Source organism: Pseudobacteriovorax antillogorgiicola (assembly GCF_900177345.1).
Classification (GTDB): domain Bacteria; phylum Bdellovibrionota_B; class Oligoflexia; order Oligoflexales; family Oligoflexaceae; genus Pseudobacteriovorax; species Pseudobacteriovorax antillogorgiicola.
Genome location: NZ_FWZT01000020.1, coordinates 127233 through 142622, shown reverse-complemented (window position 1 = coordinate 142622; position 15390 = coordinate 127233). Strand labels below are relative to the sequence as shown.

The following is a 15390-nucleotide window of genomic DNA, read 5'->3' as shown; positions in this document are numbered from 1 at the left end:
TGCTTCCTAGCCCTGTGACTTAGAAAGCACAATAGAGACAAAGAATTACAAGGCCAGGCTCGCCACCGTAACCTTCCCTACACAGACTACACTACTCCAAATCAGCACACAAAGATTAACTGGTTATATTTATTTGATTTTTTGATCGAAATAGAAACGGTCCACCTCTTGCTCTTAGTCCAGCAGTGTACGATAACTACTGGAATTAAGGACCAAGATGAAAATTAAAACACTAGCCCTCGCGGGCCTTCTATCACTACTAGCAAGCTCAACGTCTTTTGCGACAGAGAAAACATATAATATTAAAACTGATCCATTGTCACTGGCTCTAGGTGTACCTAATATTGGTGTTGTTTTTCAATTGAGCGAAAATGTGGGTATGGGAGTTTCCGGTTCTATGTCTCGATTGAGATGGGATGATGATGACATTACAGCTGTCGGCGCAAATCTAGAAGCTGGCTACTACTTTTCGGGAGTCTTCGAGGATACTGGCTACCTAAAAGCTTTCACAGGATTGGCAACCGTAACGTCGTCCCATGATGATATCGGGTCGACAGTAGCAAATGTCGGAGTGATTGGCGGTTATCAATGGATGTGGGAAAACTTCAACACCTCAGTAGGTGGTGGTGTTCAGTACATCCAATCGGAAGGACTGAGTATTGGCCTGCCAGCACTTGAATGGACTATCGGTTACGCGATCTAAAATCCTATTGGGAGCAGGTCAGCCTACTAAGAGTTGATCTTGGCTTATCGGTAAGCTGATATGAAAGCGAAATCGTTGCCGAGTTCGCTCATCACCTTCAACGAGTGATAGGGCTACCTGACCTCCAACCTCTTCGATAAAAGATTTTACAGCATCTAAACCAACCCCCCGACCTGATATATCATTGGTCGATGATGTCGTGGAAATTCCCGATGTAAAAATGAGATTTGCAATCTCGAAGTCACTGGCGTCATTCGCAATAGAATTGCTATCTCGGCCGCGTTTACGGAGTTTTTCAAGATCGAGACCCTTGCCATCATCCCAGTATTCGATTTGCAGTTGACCTTCATGAACAGCAGCTTGGATGAAAATTTGACCCTGCTCGGCTTTGCCATCTAGCATGCGATCTTTTGGTTTTTCGATTCCATGGCTCAAACTATTGCTCATAAGGTGCGGCAAGATTTTCCTAACAAGACTCGCCCGATCGTCGTCTAATGGTATATCCGCCATGGTTATGTGAAACTGCGGTGCTGGCTTACTGAGTTTTTCGGCGACGTCGCTGATCTTATGAACATAAACGTTGATTATATCGTGAAGGTGTTCTTGCCCGTCGTGTTGGTTGACAATACGGCTCAATATAGCGAGAGATTGTTGTATAGGTACACTCTGAATTTCTTCGTGCAATAGACCAATAACACTTTCCAGCTGATCGATCACAACTTGATCGGTATCTTTCTCGTGCTTTAAAAGATGGTTCTCAAAGAAGTCAGAGTACACTAATACCTTAGCTCTGATAGCTTCGATCCCTTTTTTAATCAATCTACGCTCAACCTTTGTATGTGGGTTCTGACGATAGGTATCAAGGAGCGATTCAAGCCCATGAGCCTCATCACTCACATAGCTCAAACCCTTTAGTCTCGCGTTACCCTTGACAGTGTGGATATTGCGAAATAGTAGGGGAATCGCTTCAGTGTGAGTCCGATCAGACTCTAAAATATCATTACAGAGGTCTAGTTGATCCAAGGATTCTCTCTTGAACTGACGAAATCTTTCTTTGTCTATATCGAGAAGCTCGCCGATCATTCTAATTTGTGCTTCTTGTTGCTTCGCCTTTGATTCGAGTTCCTTAAACTCTGTCATATCGCGAACCGTAATGATAATCTTTTCTGTTAAAGCACCTTCCGACAACACAGGATGCCAATCGACGTCGAGGATCTTAGCCCTTTCACCTTCAAACTGAATCGTTTTCGGCAGAAGGTCCATATTCGCTTCAAAAGTCAGTGGATCGTCACCTAGGGCTACGCCAAGTGTACTTAAAACTTGATCTTTTTGATCACCGCTCAGGTTAGAATGATCCAATAAAACATCACGGATATGGCTACCAGCCAAGTTTCTAGTTTCTAAGATCTCCTGGAGATGCTCTGAGTACTCAGGGTCCACTTGGAGCCCTTCTGAAATTGTGAATATACCCTGTCTGATATGCTTCAATATTGCTTTGATCTCGGCATTTGCATGCCGTAATTCTCTTGTTCGAAGTTTGACAGTGGCCTCTAGATTTCGATTGTTTTCTTCGATTATTTCTAGCAACTCGATACTATTCAAACGAATTGCAATGATCCGCGCAAGAGAGTCGCAAAAAATAAATGCTGTGTCCTTTAGTTCTTCTTCTACGGTAAGGCAAATGTATCCAAAATTCTTTTCTAGTGATGCAATAGGAATGACCACCAAGCGAGCGACCTTCTCATCCGTAAATATTTTGATACTTTCATCATCCTCAAAGACTTTTGTTGTCTTAAATGAAATAATGTATTTCATATCCTGATCAACCTCGATCAGGGTTTTGAACACTGATGCAGTGCCAAGGGTTTCTAACTTATCGCTCGTCGCACGATAGTAAGCCACAGCTTCAGCTTCGAGAAATTCTTTAAAGATACCTTTGGCAAAGTTAATTATAAATTCACGACCATTTTCAGCATTAACCTTAACTCCAGAGTCGTTTAGTAGATCCAGGTCACTAATCTTTCGCTTCACTGATTGCCGCATTTCTTCTAGAGTTCCTGACAGAATAGCAAGCTCATCATTACCCGTCGTTTCGATGCTATCTTCAAGATTGCCCTTGGCAAGATCAATAGCTCGAACAGTGAGACGATTGATGGGAATCTCAATTACAGATTTAATATTACTCTGCAACGAATAGATAATCGACATGCATGCGATAATTGCAAACAGGATGATGATCAAGACCGTTAGCCGGATATTGTAGAACGCGGACTTTTTTGAAATGGCAATTGCAACCCTGCCTATGGGCTGCTCATCCATATACATAGCTTTTTCAAGATATATAACTTGAGAGGAGCGTTTCAATCGACTTAAGGTCTTGTACCTCTTGCCAATATCACTTTGGTAAAAGATGGTGTTGTCTTTATCTCTTACCTCGATACCAAGGACATCTGCGTCTTGCAGAATCGCCTCTGCAATCTTCGCTACATTTTCGCTATCGTAATCCCACACAGGCCCCTTCAGTGAAAGTGCGCCTAACTCAAGGGTTCTCTGGGATTTCATCTCAAGGCTTTTCGATATGTTTTCGTAGTTGTAGACACTCAAAACCATTGAGAAGGCTGCGAGTCCAACGACAACAACGAGGATGGTTTTAAGGCTCAATTTTTCGGATATTTTGCGGTACTTAACCACGAAGCAATCCCGTCAAAATCTACTTGTGTTCATTCGACTCCTATTCGGACTTCACCTAGAAAAGATAAGCCTACGATGACAGAAGATTTGGAAATTACTAGATAATTTCGGGAACGTAAGAACTGGGTGGGCTGAACTTATGAGAATCGTAGAGTAACTGAGCTATCTTTATTTTGCCCTTGGCGTGGCTCTCACAGTTGTCGAACCCAGTCCAAATCTTAAGGCCTGAATTTCATTCTGCCTTCTGCGTAAAGTTCAGGACCACTCTATTCTTCCTCCAAGGCAGAAAATCACGACCCCAATGCCACTTTATTTCCGTAGAGATCTCTGCATTTTATATTTTTTGTTTAGTTTTCCTTGAGTTCTGGCCGATATGGTTCGAGTGGGTGAAAACTTTTGTCTATAGGACAACACAGGGGGACCTTATCGTGAAATTATTAACGATGATCGCTAGTATCATCTTGAGCGGAGCATTAGCACCAGACCTCGGCTTTAGCCATGCCCGACTTCGGGTTGTAAATGCTGATAACACAGTACCAAAATTAGTTCCACGAAACAGCAGCGATGCAAACAAGGGCGGTGCAACCACCGACGATATGCCTTGTGGTCGGAACAGCGTCAACCGAGGGACCAATCCAGTTGTGTTGGTGGTAGGCGAGACTGTTGAATTCGAGATCGAAGAAACGATCAACCACAACGGTCGTTATGAGATGAACCTTTCTACCGCTGGCCAGATTAACTTTACCAACATCGTTACGATTACAGATGATCAGGCCGGAGCTCCCTCACGAGCAAACCCTAATCGCTATACCGGTAGCTTTGTCGTTCCCGACACCCCCTGCACAGATTGCACCTTGCAGATGGTTCAAGTCATGGTGAATGGCGCAAACGAGACTTACTATAAGTCATGCGTTGATGCCATCATCACTAGTGCTGACGCGCCACCGCCAGCAGCACCAACTGGCTTTGCAGTAAGTAAGTAAAACGACGAAAACTAGGAACTAAATTATGACTTTAAAACATTCTATTGTTAGCGTATCAGTTCTACTTTCAGGAGTTTGGCTTCTTTATGCTTGCCAGCCAACACCTGAAATCAAGCCTCGCCGCACTCTAGCCAGTGGCGAAGCTGGTACAGAAAATAATACTGGTGATTCATCCGCCGAGGGCGAAGACCAAAGTGCGGGAGATGGCGGTGAGGAAGCCCCAGCAGAGGTGTTCAGCATGAGCTGGGATAACGCTGCTGATCCCGGCATTACCGCGTATAAATTATTTCTCATTCCACCGGGAGAACTTCCCCTGGAGATCAGTAGCACAGCCATTGCTGACCTTGTCTTAGAAGGCAACCAGTATTCCCTCTCAGTGACCGATGCTCAGATCAAAGAGGCTTTAGGAACCACAGTTGTCGATCCAAGTGCATACTGTTTTTCTATACTTGCCGTCAATGGGGTAGGTAATTCTCAGCATTCTCCTAAGATCTGCCCTGAATAGTAGGGCTGATCTGTTACTTAGTACTAATTAAAAATTAAAAGGAAGGTCTCTAAACTGGAGGCCTTCCTTTTTCCGTTGCTGCTATTCAGGGTAGATCTTGTCTTATTGAGTCCTCATCCAAGCAATAATCGATCGAGCTTCGGCATCGGTGATCATGCTGGCAAAAGCATGTGGGTCAACTTCGGGCAGGTCATCACCACTGCATTGCCCTGATCCACTGTAAGCACCATTGAGAATGACACCAACTGTCTCATCATCGGAACAAATCTTAATATATTCACCATTGAGGACAGGGGCTGTATTACCATCACTATGGCAGGAGATACAGGTTCCCTCATCGTTGGCTCGATTATTGAAAATATTCTCTCCCGAAGTGATGGCCTCATCGGTATAGGTTGTCGCAATAATCTTGAAATCGTCAACCTCCAGATTATCAGAACTGCCCAGCTTCACGTCGATGTCCCCTCCTCCTTTGGTGTTGAAGACCATGGTCCAACTCATATCATCGGTTGCACTTGAACTAGCTAGTTCGGCAAGGTTCTCGTCAAACTCTGCGGTAATGGATCTGTCCGAAAACCAATTATATTCCAAGGCCCAATCGGACAGCGCTTGATAAATGATATCCACGTATTCCGCACCAACTCGCTCTGTGATTTGCTCTGAACTGAGGCTAGGGTTACAGGTCACCCGAATTGTAAGTGTAACGTTAAACGGTGAGTTTGCATTAAAGCCCGTGTAGTTGGGAATCAGGCTGCCGTTTCGGGCTCCATCATGACTAAAGGTTGGGCTTGTTCGACACGCTGCCTTCATTTCATTGAGCGCTTCCCCGTAGGAGGTATCCGAACTCGCCGCTTGAGGCTGGGCTTCATTAGTCGTTTTTTCTTCACTTTTGCAGGATAAAACACATAGACTAGTAGCGATACCTAGATATAAAACTTTACTCATGAGACGCCTTATTAGGAATATTGTGAGTTTGCATCGCCATTTAGCTCGCTCCTTCGGCTACATCTAAACAGGAGTAAATGGGAGTGAGTTTTTGTCAATGATTCTAAGGTATGAACGACATTTAAAGACCGAGGATAATTTGAAGCAAGTCCTGGCGTTGCTCTGGATTGGGGATCTTGCTCGCGAAATGTGGTGGCATCTGTCCTTCTCTGAGCCTGAACTCGATAAGCTTCTTGCGAGAACGGAGTTGATCGAGAACCATCTTTTCGCTAGCACCAGCAAGAAATGGGGGTGGTAAATCTTGATGGAGATGGCATTCACTACAAAACTCGAAGAATGGCTTAAGTCTTTGATCACTTAGATCTTTCTTAATCAAATAAGACTTGCTTTTGGAATACGTTTCTTGGCTAATAGCTTGATCTTCCTGACAACAAAGATCTTGCCAGAACTGGGTTGCTAGGTAGCCGTCTAATTGCTTGAGAACCGACTCACGGACGATGATTGCCCCTTGAGAATGGTGAATCTTTTGAAATGCAGATCTCATGAGTTTCATGGGCGAGCCATAACAAAAAACTTTCAATTCACTTTTCTTTTGGTCTAAAACATCCTTCATGCCCAATGCCGATGGAATACAGTAGCCATCGGTGGCATGCCAGCGATCCAACGATAGATCATATGCAATGGCTTTGGTTTGCTGCCCCCGCGGATCTCCAATGTGCTCACGGAGCAGTTCGAAATCTTTCTCCGTAAAAAGACTTTCGCCCATACTCCGCACCAGAATATAGAGTTTGTAGTACTGATCTCCAAGCTGGTCTTTCTTGGATGGCAGAATCAAACGAAGATTAGGTCGGTTCCGGCTGGGGTCCTTGTTCTTTGGGAGCTGATAGGAGAGCTTACCATTCTGAACAGGATCATGATCAGGAATGCGATCTTCAGGAATATCGATGGTGCCGTCTCCCAGCACCTTATAGAATTGGTCGAGCAAACGACGAGGTACGGGAAATCCTTGATCTGGGTATAGGTTGCTGAATATCATCCATGAAAGCAAGGTCGACCAGCAGTCTGACCGCTGGTATGTCGCGGGACATAACTCTTGCCATGCCTTTTGATAGCCTATGAGGCGAGCCCCAATGTTGACCATATCATCGTAGCGCTCTGGTCTTGGCCAGAGATCGTAGGCCTCAGCTTTTTGATCCCGGGCCAAGGGAACTCCAAGGTATTGGTTGCTATTCATGGCTTCTTCTACTAATGACCGCAGACTATGATTGAATGCGGTGGCTTCGAGCCAATCTCCCCCAGCAAAGATCGGAACTCCACCCTGATGACAGCGAAGGCAAAGCTCCCGACGGGCATATCGAATTTTTGCCTTGCCTCCAGGAATCAGATCGTCAACTATCTGAAATTCAAAACGCCCTAACTGATTGTTGTAACTAATAACTTCTAGCTTTCCGGTAGGCTCGACATAACCAATGAATAGCCTCCCCTCAAGATGGGTATTCAATCCCGCCTTGTCAGCAGAGCTTGCAAGCAAAAGACGTGGATACTTAAGGCTTTGTGGGTAGCTCGCCATTTTTTGAAGTGAGCGCCCAAAGGGAATGACAGCGCTGAAGAATGGCGTGAACTGATTGATCGCCTCTGCCATACGGCGATAGGGATGTGGCGTTAGCGGTTGCTCCCGACCATCATAGGTGATTCCAGCTTCTTTCAAGAGATAATCAAAATACGAAGCCCCACGATGGGGAACATCATCGTCGCCAAGTGCAGACTGACTCAGCAAGAAAAAAAGGAGTAGGCGAAGCATGGCTATCCTGTGCAGGTTTTGCTGATATTATCGCAAACTTCCTACCTTAGGATCAATAGCCTCTCGGCTCAAGATGGATTACGCACCCTTCTGCTTAGGAAAGCGTCCGACGTCTTGCTCGCCCTGATCGATAACAGCTTCATGAATCTTACTGGCAAGGAAATTTTGAAAGATGTGATCCAAGTCTGTGCCACTGCAATTCAAACCAATGTGAGTGTTACCATCATCCCACTTAGACCAAACGGTATTCATTGGTATAAACAACTGCCGTTCTCCAACCACCAAGATAATCATGGCATTCTGCTCCAGATCTAACATGCCGTTGACATTGAGACAGACACCTTCACCTGAAAGATCTTTCATTTCGCAGTCGTAGTATTGGCCCAGGGATAGCACTTGGAGGTTGTCGTTGACAACATCAAGGGAAACTTGCTTACGGTTTGCTTGTCGTCGTTCTGTTGTCATGAGTTTTGGTTCTCCGTTTTAATCAAGCTGTGAATATAGTCCGCTAGGGGTATCGCATACAGAGACCAAATCAATGCCTATCCAGCATTGCTCGCTTTCATGGGCGACTTATTTCCCTCCTTCGAAATCATTGACCCTGATTAGACTAAGAACTCTTAGGCTGCACTTTATGTTTTAAATACCCCGACATATGCACTATTGAGCCGGACTTTTACCACAGGGTCACGATTATCAGAGTCGCAGAAAAATGTGATTGCACCCCAAGTTTCCCAATAGATCAAACATCCGTACTAAACAAGACACTCAAGTATTTGTTAGGGTCACCGAACCCTTAGATAGGAGGTTTGTTACGGTGCAACGGCATGATGTTTGGCTCCTCGACGATGACTCTTTACTTTTAGAAACCATTGCCCAGGGCTTATCAGAGTACTTCAACATAGAGTGTTTCGAAAGTCGCCAGGCTATCTTCAAAAAGCTTCGCGAAGCGGAAAATTATTACCCAGATCTTCTCATCAGTGACTACCATCTATCATCTGAATATACTCTGATCGATCTACTCCAGTCCGCAGAAATGCAAGATCTTAAGGCCCATTGTGGAATTATCGTACTCTCCGGGCGTCCGAGTCTTGATATTGTACGAAAATTCCTAGCTTTAGGAGTTGTGGATTTTATCAGCAAACCAGTTAACTTAGATGAGTTAGCAGCAAAGAGCCTGAATGCTATCGAAATGCAATGCAGCGGTACAGCTCAGCAGGAGTACCTTGGGATTCAGCTGGACCCTAAACTTCGCAAGGTGTACTTGCATAACGAGATGATAGCAGAACTTACAGGCAAGGAGTTTCAAATACTCGACGCTCTCTTAGAACATCGCGAACAGGGTGTTAGCAAGACAGAGCTCAATGAAGAAATTTGGTCTGGCCAATCGGTAGCACCACGCATTCTTTCAGTACACCTCGCCAGCCTTCGGAAGAAGATTGCGTCCTCAGGCCTCGGGGTTATTTTTGATCGGAACCATGATGTCTATCGCCTCGAAGACCTTCTGGCTAGGCAATCTTCTTGACCATAGCGATCAACTTAGGCACCTAAGTTTTCCTTACATATTGCCCCCAGATGAGATACTACTATCGTTCATGGGGTCAAAAGTCCCCCTAGAATCCTCTGAAAGATGCAAGGGAAAAATATGTCAGATGCCGATCAACCAACGTGTTCACAATGCAACTCCAATTACCCCTACCAAGATGGAAGCCTCTGGATTTGCCCAGAGTGTGGCCATGAGTGGAGCGTTCATCAAGCTTCCGAAGGCTCTGCTAATGACGAAACTGTGATTCGAGATGCCAACGGCAACCCCCTTCAAGATGGGGATACCGTCACCGTAGTGAAAGACTTGAAAGTCAAGGGAGCATCCTCTCCCGTGAAGGCAGGAACCAAAGTTAAAAACATTCGGTTGGTGCCTGACAGCCCTGACGGCCATGATATTTCTTGTAAAATCGATGGCTTTGGAGCCATGGGACTCAAGTCTATCTTTGTCAAAAAGGCCTGAGAGTAGGTTATGGCCTCGCTACATTAACTGAGGCCCCAGTCCTCTTTGATCTGCTGCTCATCAGAAGCGCTCATAGCCTTTTTAAATTTTGCTCCGCTTCGCCCGCGAACGCGAGCTTCGCACTCTGCCCAAGTCTTATGAATTTTTAGCTCCCCATTAACGTAACTTAGATAGCTGTAGGCTTTCTTTTTAGCTCCTGAAGGCTTTTCCTTGCGCTCGGGAAGAGAAGTATCCTCTGGAATGTTGTGGATGTCGTGATCGTAGCGCAGAAGAGTGCCATCGTACAAGTCAACCTTATGCCCTAAGGCCAACTCTGAAGCAATGTGATCAACACGCTCATTGCCCTCGATGCCTCGATGCCCACGAACGTAGTGCCATGAAATCTTGCCGATCTTCTCCCGTCCTTGGACAGCAGTGAGAAGGCTCTGCCATAGCTCCTTGTTGCTCACATCGTTTCCTGAAGCTGTTTTCCATCCATTTCTCATCCACCCCCAGATCCACTGGGTGATGCCCTGGATGACATAGGTTGAGTCCGTAAGAATCGCCACATCACCTGGGTCTTGGCCCAAAGCGTGGAGCGCTTCGACAATAGCAGTCATTTCCATCTGGTTGTTAGTGACGTTCTTATGACCCCGCCCCAACTCGAAAACATGCCCATCAGGCTTTGCGATAACAGCGCCCCAGCCACCTGGCCCAGGATTGCCCTTGCAGGCACCGTCGGTAAATATAAGAATTGTTTCATCAAGAATCAGCTTGTTCATGTCACACTCTAGATCATTCAGCCATATTTCAAAGGCCACAGTTTATCAGGTACAGGGGGATTTTTCCTCATGAAACTCAGGGCGGTATATTTAGGAAGGGCTGAACTAGAGCAAGCCAAATATCTTGCAACTCGGATCGTTCCGGGGAATGGTGATGATCATTGTGTCACCGTCCATTCGTGCAGGAATAGAGCCTAGCTGACGGTGGGATTTAGCTGAAAAAGCCGCTTGGTTGCTCCCACTCCCCCCCTGCCGCAGCTTGATAAGCTTGGCCATTGCCTTGTAGTGCTTGGCGTCCATAACCGTGTGATCAATCATTTTCGCCATGGGGCCATCTTTCAGGAAGCTTTGAAATAGGTAAATGCGATCCTTGCGTGGGTAAGCCCGTTTTCCCGCAACGGCGTCTCGGTGCCAATCAAGTAACCCGCTCATGGAATCAAGCTTCTTATTATGACAATACCCACGTCGCGAGCTATCCTGGCAGAGGAAAATCCCAAAGTGACCGTGATCCAAGTTCTTTGGCAGGGGAAAACGGTGAACGAACCCTTCTTTAAGATCCTTAAGCTTGACCGGCTTGATATTCGATCGGGATGCTCCAGGCTGGGACAGGTCTTCTAAACTAAGAATAATATTAGGCTTCTTATGGTAAGACTGGTCCAATCCAATCAGATCGTAATCCCCGACCTGGCAACGTTTGACCAGTGGTTCAATGCGAACCTTCACCCACTGCTGCCCATCCTTCGCGGGAAGTGTCATGGGAGACAATCCTATAGCATTTTCTAATCGGACAATCTTTTGCTGACGCTTCAAAGCTACCTTACGCTCCTTGCCAACGTCCCTCACTTTGGAAATGGTTGGTTTCTTTAAAGGCTGCTTTATGGGAGCTGTAGGCCTAGCTTTGTCAGAATTGAATCGATAAACAAAGAAAACCACCAGAAGACCAAAGCCGACCATGACCATGCGAAACATAGCAATACCTCAACGACTCACAAAACGGGGTTTCATGGCTTCAAGGTCTTGTTGCACCTTAAAATCACCGCTGGTCACCCCATTGGCAAGCACCCAGTGATGCTGGTGATCTTCAGGGCCATCAAGCTCCAGATTCCACACGACTTGATCGTCTGTCGGGGCCAGAGTCTTAAGAACTTCGATTTTTCCCCAGATACCCGGGCGGATTGCGATTTCGTCATTTAATGTCAGGTCCCGAGCCATCTTGGTTCCTGAGCGAGTCGGAAACGGATGGTTTAGAGTAACCTTTACTTGCTTACCCTGGTATGAAATAACTCTCATGGGCTTCCGCTCCGGCCCAACGATGAGCCTCTTCACCGGATAAGACCTTTGTGTTATTGGGTTATATACTAGATCGCCCTTTTTAAGTTCAGTAATGACCGTCTCCTTGCCGTCCGCCAAGCGGATCTTAGTTTCAGGATCGAAGCAACCAATATTATTACGACACTGGATAAAACCCTTATTTTCGCAGTTTTGTACGGCATAGATGGCCTGATTCTGCGCGATACTCATATCACCTGACTTGATGACTGCCGCCTCAATCGCAGCTTGAGATCCATAAAGGCTGTGTTGAAAGCACACCCGATAACCGGCAGCAATCTCAGCGTTGGTAAAAAGCTTCGGCGCAACACCCAAACCATACTTCAAGTGGTAATCGTGGTGGAACGGTGTGTTAGCAGCCTGCGTTCCGCAAGGCATAGCGGCGCTACACCCTTGGGGTTGAGGGAATTCCATTGGAGCGATGTTCTGCCCGCAATTCTCAGCAACCGAGAATTGAATGGTCCCGGTTTCACTACATGTCCCAGGTAGGTCTGCTTGGTAGTTTCCTTCGGAGTCAAGGCGACCAACACCTTGCGCCCGCACCGTAACTGTAAAATCACCAGTCCCTGGATTTTCAAAGGTTGTCGTGTAAGTCTGTGTTTCACCGTACTGCCCCGTATTAGCAGCCACCAATTTAGATTCCATCTGGGAACCCATTAGCAGTTCAGCCCTTGCATTAGCGACGATCCCCGTGAGTGTAATTCTCGCTTTAATTTCTTCTGGAGTCTGATCGAGAATTGTCACGCTGCAATTTGGAACTGGCGGCGCGGGAATCGGAACAAACGCGTGGATCGCTGATTGCACATCTTCCGTCACAGTTTTTGACTTAAAGTGGATTCCCGTCACTAAAGATGTCCCAGGATACATCTCTGGTACTATAAGATCTGCCTCTGTCTGAATCTGATCTAACTTCTTTTCACTACCAGATTCAAATAGTTCATCAAATGCCTCGACCTCCACATCACTCACATCTTTTGTCTTAAGAAGAATTTCCTGGCCCTTATTGAGAGAGATCTTAGCTTTAGACTTGGCATTGAGCTCTAATCTTGCCTCTGAAGGATTGAAGTAATCTTTCAGGTAGAGGATTGGCTTGTCGTCCACCTGGTGATGGAAAAGGGTTCGGACTACGGCTAGTGCAGACAGATTATTTTGGCCCTTATCTTGGCTCGCACGTGCCTGCCGGACCATCTGCGACTCTTTCTGAGTCTCGCTAACCTGCATCAGCATGTAACCTGATGCAAAAAGGGCTGCCATTAGGCCAAATACAGTCGAGCTGCCTTCTTCCGAGCGGAAAATGGAAAACATATTCAATTCCTCAAGCCAATTTGATTCAAGTTCCTTAACGGCTCAAAATCACAGGCGACTAAATAAGTCATCATTTCCATATTTTTTCATTGACTTGAAAGACCCTCTAAAGGTTTTTGAGACGCAAATAAACGTGATGTGAGAGCTGGCCTCACAAAAACGCACCTGATCGCCTTATTTTAATCCTGGGTAGTTGCTTGTAAAAAGCTGTGAAAACCTTCTGATCAGAATCTTTATTTTAAGTGCTAAGCCGCAGTAAAATATCAGGAAATGAAATCCAGTTTAGACCTCTCCCCTTCGGCGCGATAGGAAATAAAACCCCTTAGAAAAGGAAAAAACCTAGCATGTTGAGACGTTTCGGAATTGTGACGATCTTCCTCTTTAGTGCCTCATGCTCAGAATCTAGCGAACCCATTTCTAAGAGGGATTCCTATGACACACCGTCTGTACAAGTGGCCGAGTCACCAGCAAATAGCACTAGCCAAGCTCTAGTCTTAAGTCACGAGGGTCGTGATATCAGTTTCGAACTGGATACCGCCATCGATCCTGAAACCGTTGACGCTTATATCATGGGGGCTGCCGAATACTTCAGCGCCAGTCACAGCTCCGGTGGGCGTTATGAAATCATCAATGTTCCCTTAGGAAACCAAATACTTCATATCAAGGCGAATCGAAGCGATGGCGTCGCCGTAGGCGCGGTCCGCGATATCTTCGTCTCTGGGGCCAAGGGTAGCCATCTGGGTGCTGTTGACCTGGAACCTTTGGGGGCTTTGCAGGGTCGTTATAAAGGACTGACGTCAGATGAGACCTACATCAAATTCGTGGGACTGGATCAGGGGACCTATCGTCTCGATGATAACGGCAACTTTTACATTCTCGACCTCGCCCCTGGTGACTATCGTGTCCAGGTCGTCGACGGCGACTATCGTCACGATACACGACTCACCGTCGAGCCAGATACTACCGTTCAACTGGGGACCAACAACCTAAACGGTTCCTACTGGAGTTCCGAAACGGAAACTTATACTCGCTACCGCCTTGCAGTTGAGAAGCTTGCCGGAAGTGCCAGTTACGCGGCCATCGCGTACTTGCAGCTCGCGATTGACAATACTTGGCAAGACGCATTCTTCATTTCATCTAGCGGCTACATCGGCAACCATTCCGTATATGTGACAAGCTCAGCAGCGGCAGCTGGGTTTGATGGCTGGAAGGCATTCAGTGACACCAGCTTTAGTACCCGCTGGCAATCCAGTAGTGGTTTGTTCTCAAGTGAGGGCGACCTCGCTGTGGACGAAGCACCCTATTTGGAGTTTTCTTTCTTTACCGCAGTGGCACTCGATGGAATTCGCATCGTTGGTAGCGCCGGTGAGGACTCAGAAATCTCACCCACGTCTATCAGTATCAGAGGCTCCCATGATGGCGTCAATTGGTTTAGTGTTGGCCCTAGTACTATTGAAGTCGATACCGATACTGGTGCACAGATTTCCCTATAGCAACGATTTCATGCTAACTTTAGGCTGATTCAATACATCCCTTAGTACCCGAATTTCCTACACTGTTTCCTAAAGATTGAGCTTACAGAACACATGTTTCTGTAAGCCTAGACCTGGCCCCTCACTTGTCTTAGTCTAGGATCAGAGACACGAAGCAGGAGGTCAGTATGAACAGGAATTTGATATTTTTAAGCATTGTTTGGATTATTTCAACCCTAGCAGGGGCGACACCAAGCACCGAGGTGGCAAGCATTGTCGCCAATGGCTCAGGCTGCCCCATGAACGATCCCCGATTTAACGTGAATGGCGACACCATTCTGATTAACACCGAACCACTAGAAATCTTCATCAGTGGCGATGACCGCTTTGATCGCCAGAACTGCCAAGTAACCCTTAACATTGCCCCAGCTGCTGGCTGGTACTATGTCGTGGAGCAAATTCAAGCGACTGGGTATGCCCACGTAGGACAAGGCGTGGAAGGCAGCGCCCGGCTCGCAGCCTACATCCAAGGCCAAGGCTTTGGCCCTACTGTTGAACAGCGATTTCAGGGCTACACCCAACAAAGTTTTCGCCTGCAAAGCAGCGAAGCTATTCGAAGCTCGTGTGATGAAGACCGAGCTTTGAACATCAATACAGCTATTCGATTGCTCAACCGTAACTCTTCAAGATATGGTTGGGGCTATCTAACAGCTAACAGCCAAACCAGCGTGCGTATCCGCTGGCAACGCTGTACCTAAACATCTTTTACCAATTTAAAAAACTGGGCTGGTCCCCTAGTCCAGTTTGTTCTCCTCCTCTCCTACCGGCAGCTTTTGCCTTCCAACCAGCTCAGCACACGACCGATCAAGCTAGGAACCATGAAAGCGAAT

14 protein-coding genes are annotated in these 15390 nt (G+C 46.4%); 7 read left to right on the top strand and 7 right to left on the bottom strand.

The window, feature by feature from the left end; genetic code table 11:
• Positions 1 to 217 precede the first annotated feature (217 nt).
• Positions 218 to 703, top strand: coding sequence for a DUF3575 domain-containing protein (locus tag B9N89_RS22725; protein ID WP_132322771.1), 486 nt, complete (start codon positions 218 to 220; stop codon positions 701 to 703).
• An 18-nt stretch (positions 704 to 721) separates the two neighbouring features.
• On the opposite strand, the gene B9N89_RS22720 is transcribed toward B9N89_RS22725, so the two are convergent.
• Positions 722 to 3394, bottom strand: a complete 2673-nt coding sequence (locus B9N89_RS22720; RefSeq protein ID WP_132322773.1) for an ATP-binding protein — start codon at positions 3392 to 3394, stop codon at positions 722 to 724.
• A gap of 428 nt (positions 3395 to 3822) precedes the next feature.
• Between B9N89_RS22720 and B9N89_RS22715 the strand changes: the two genes are divergently transcribed.
• Complete coding sequence (locus B9N89_RS22715; protein ID WP_132322775.1) at positions 3823 to 4377, top strand: SCE4755 family polysaccharide monooxygenase-like protein; 555 nt, start codon at positions 3823 to 3825, stop codon at positions 4375 to 4377.
• A 25-nt stretch (positions 4378 to 4402) separates the two neighbouring features.
• Complete coding sequence (locus B9N89_RS22710; protein ID WP_132322777.1) at positions 4403 to 4882, top strand: hypothetical protein; 480 nt, start codon at positions 4403 to 4405, stop codon at positions 4880 to 4882.
• A 102-nt stretch (positions 4883 to 4984) separates the two neighbouring features.
• On the opposite strand, the gene B9N89_RS22705 is transcribed toward B9N89_RS22710, so the two are convergent.
• The 3 genes from B9N89_RS22705 to B9N89_RS22695 all read right to left on the bottom strand — a co-directional run bounded on the left by B9N89_RS22705 (position 4985) and on the right by B9N89_RS22695 (position 8093).
• Complete coding sequence (locus tag B9N89_RS22705) at positions 4985 to 5827, bottom strand: c-type cytochrome (protein WP_132322779.1); 843 nt, start codon at positions 5825 to 5827, stop codon at positions 4985 to 4987.
• A gap of 121 nt (positions 5828 to 5948) precedes the next feature.
• The gene (locus B9N89_RS22700) at positions 5949 to 7628 is read right to left on the bottom strand and encodes a hypothetical protein (RefSeq protein ID WP_132322781.1); all 1680 of its coding nucleotides are present in this window, start codon (positions 7626 to 7628) and stop codon (positions 5949 to 5951) included.
• Positions 7629 to 7706: 78 nt separating this feature from the next.
• Positions 7707 to 8093, bottom strand: coding sequence for a PilZ domain-containing protein (locus tag B9N89_RS22695; RefSeq protein ID WP_132322783.1), 387 nt, complete (start codon positions 8091 to 8093; stop codon positions 7707 to 7709).
• A gap of 352 nt (positions 8094 to 8445) precedes the next feature.
• Between B9N89_RS22695 and B9N89_RS22690 the strand changes: the two genes are divergently transcribed.
• Both B9N89_RS22690 and B9N89_RS22685 read left to right on the top strand, forming a co-directional pair.
• Complete coding sequence (locus tag B9N89_RS22690; protein ID WP_159455567.1) at positions 8446 to 9153, top strand: response regulator transcription factor; 708 nt, start codon at positions 8446 to 8448, stop codon at positions 9151 to 9153.
• A gap of 120 nt (positions 9154 to 9273) precedes the next feature.
• Positions 9274 to 9633, top strand: coding sequence for a zinc ribbon domain-containing protein YjdM (locus B9N89_RS22685; RefSeq protein WP_132322787.1), 360 nt, complete (start codon positions 9274 to 9276; stop codon positions 9631 to 9633).
• Between the two features lie 23 nt (positions 9634 to 9656).
• On the opposite strand, the gene rnhA is transcribed toward B9N89_RS22685, so the two are convergent.
• The 3 genes from rnhA to B9N89_RS22670 form a co-directional block, all read right to left on the bottom strand.
• Positions 9657 to 10394, bottom strand: a complete 738-nt coding sequence (gene rnhA, locus B9N89_RS22680) for a ribonuclease HI (protein ID WP_132322789.1) — start codon at positions 10392 to 10394, stop codon at positions 9657 to 9659.
• Positions 10395 to 10499: 105 nt separating this feature from the next.
• Complete coding sequence (locus B9N89_RS22675) at positions 10500 to 11363, bottom strand: hypothetical protein (RefSeq protein ID WP_132322791.1); 864 nt, start codon at positions 11361 to 11363, stop codon at positions 10500 to 10502.
• Between the two features lie 9 nt (positions 11364 to 11372).
• Positions 11373 to 13028, bottom strand: a complete 1656-nt coding sequence (locus B9N89_RS22670) for a Hint domain-containing protein (RefSeq protein WP_132322793.1) — start codon at positions 13026 to 13028, stop codon at positions 11373 to 11375.
• Positions 13029 to 13372: 344 nt separating this feature from the next.
• On the opposite strand from B9N89_RS22670, the gene B9N89_RS22665 reads away from it, so the two are divergent.
• Complete coding sequence (locus B9N89_RS22665; protein ID WP_132322795.1) at positions 13373 to 14521, top strand: hypothetical protein; 1149 nt, start codon at positions 13373 to 13375, stop codon at positions 14519 to 14521.
• Between the two features lie 167 nt (positions 14522 to 14688).
• A complete protein-coding gene (locus B9N89_RS22660) occupies positions 14689 to 15258 on the top strand; it encodes a DUF4360 domain-containing protein (protein ID WP_132322797.1) in 570 nt (189 codons plus the stop codon).
• The last annotated feature ends 132 nt before the right edge of the window (positions 15259 to 15390 follow it).

What these genes read in the sequence shown, in the direction of transcription:
- B9N89_RS22725 (WP_132322771.1), top strand. Translation starts at nt 218, where the DNA reads ATGAAAATTAAAACACTAGCCCTCGCGGGCCTTCTATCACTACTAGCA.
- B9N89_RS22710 (WP_132322777.1), top strand. Translation starts at nt 4,403, where the DNA reads ATGACTTTAAAACATTCTATTGTTAGCGTATCAGTTCTACTTTCAGGA.
- B9N89_RS22705 (WP_132322779.1), bottom strand. Translation starts at nt 5,827, where the DNA reads ATGAGTAAAGTTTTATATCTAGGTATCGCTACTAGTCTATGTGTTTTA.
- B9N89_RS22700 (WP_132322781.1), bottom strand. Translation starts at nt 7,628, where the DNA reads ATGCTTCGCCTACTCCTTTTTTTCTTGCTGAGTCAGTCTGCACTTGGC.
- B9N89_RS22695 (WP_132322783.1), bottom strand. Translation starts at nt 8,093, where the DNA reads ATGACAACAGAACGACGACAAGCAAACCGTAAGCAAGTTTCCCTTGAT.
- B9N89_RS22685 (WP_132322787.1), top strand. Translation starts at nt 9,274, where the DNA reads ATGTCAGATGCCGATCAACCAACGTGTTCACAATGCAACTCCAATTAC.
- rnhA (WP_132322789.1), bottom strand. Translation starts at nt 10,394, where the DNA reads ATGAACAAGCTGATTCTTGATGAAACAATTCTTATATTTACCGACGGT.
- B9N89_RS22675 (WP_132322791.1), bottom strand. Translation starts at nt 11,363, where the DNA reads ATGTTTCGCATGGTCATGGTCGGCTTTGGTCTTCTGGTGGTTTTCTTT.
- B9N89_RS22670 (WP_132322793.1), bottom strand. Translation starts at nt 13,028, where the DNA reads ATGTTTTCCATTTTCCGCTCGGAAGAAGGCAGCTCGACTGTATTTGGC.
- B9N89_RS22665 (WP_132322795.1), top strand. Translation starts at nt 13,373, where the DNA reads ATGTTGAGACGTTTCGGAATTGTGACGATCTTCCTCTTTAGTGCCTCA.
- B9N89_RS22660 (WP_132322797.1), top strand. Translation starts at nt 14,689, where the DNA reads ATGAACAGGAATTTGATATTTTTAAGCATTGTTTGGATTATTTCAACC.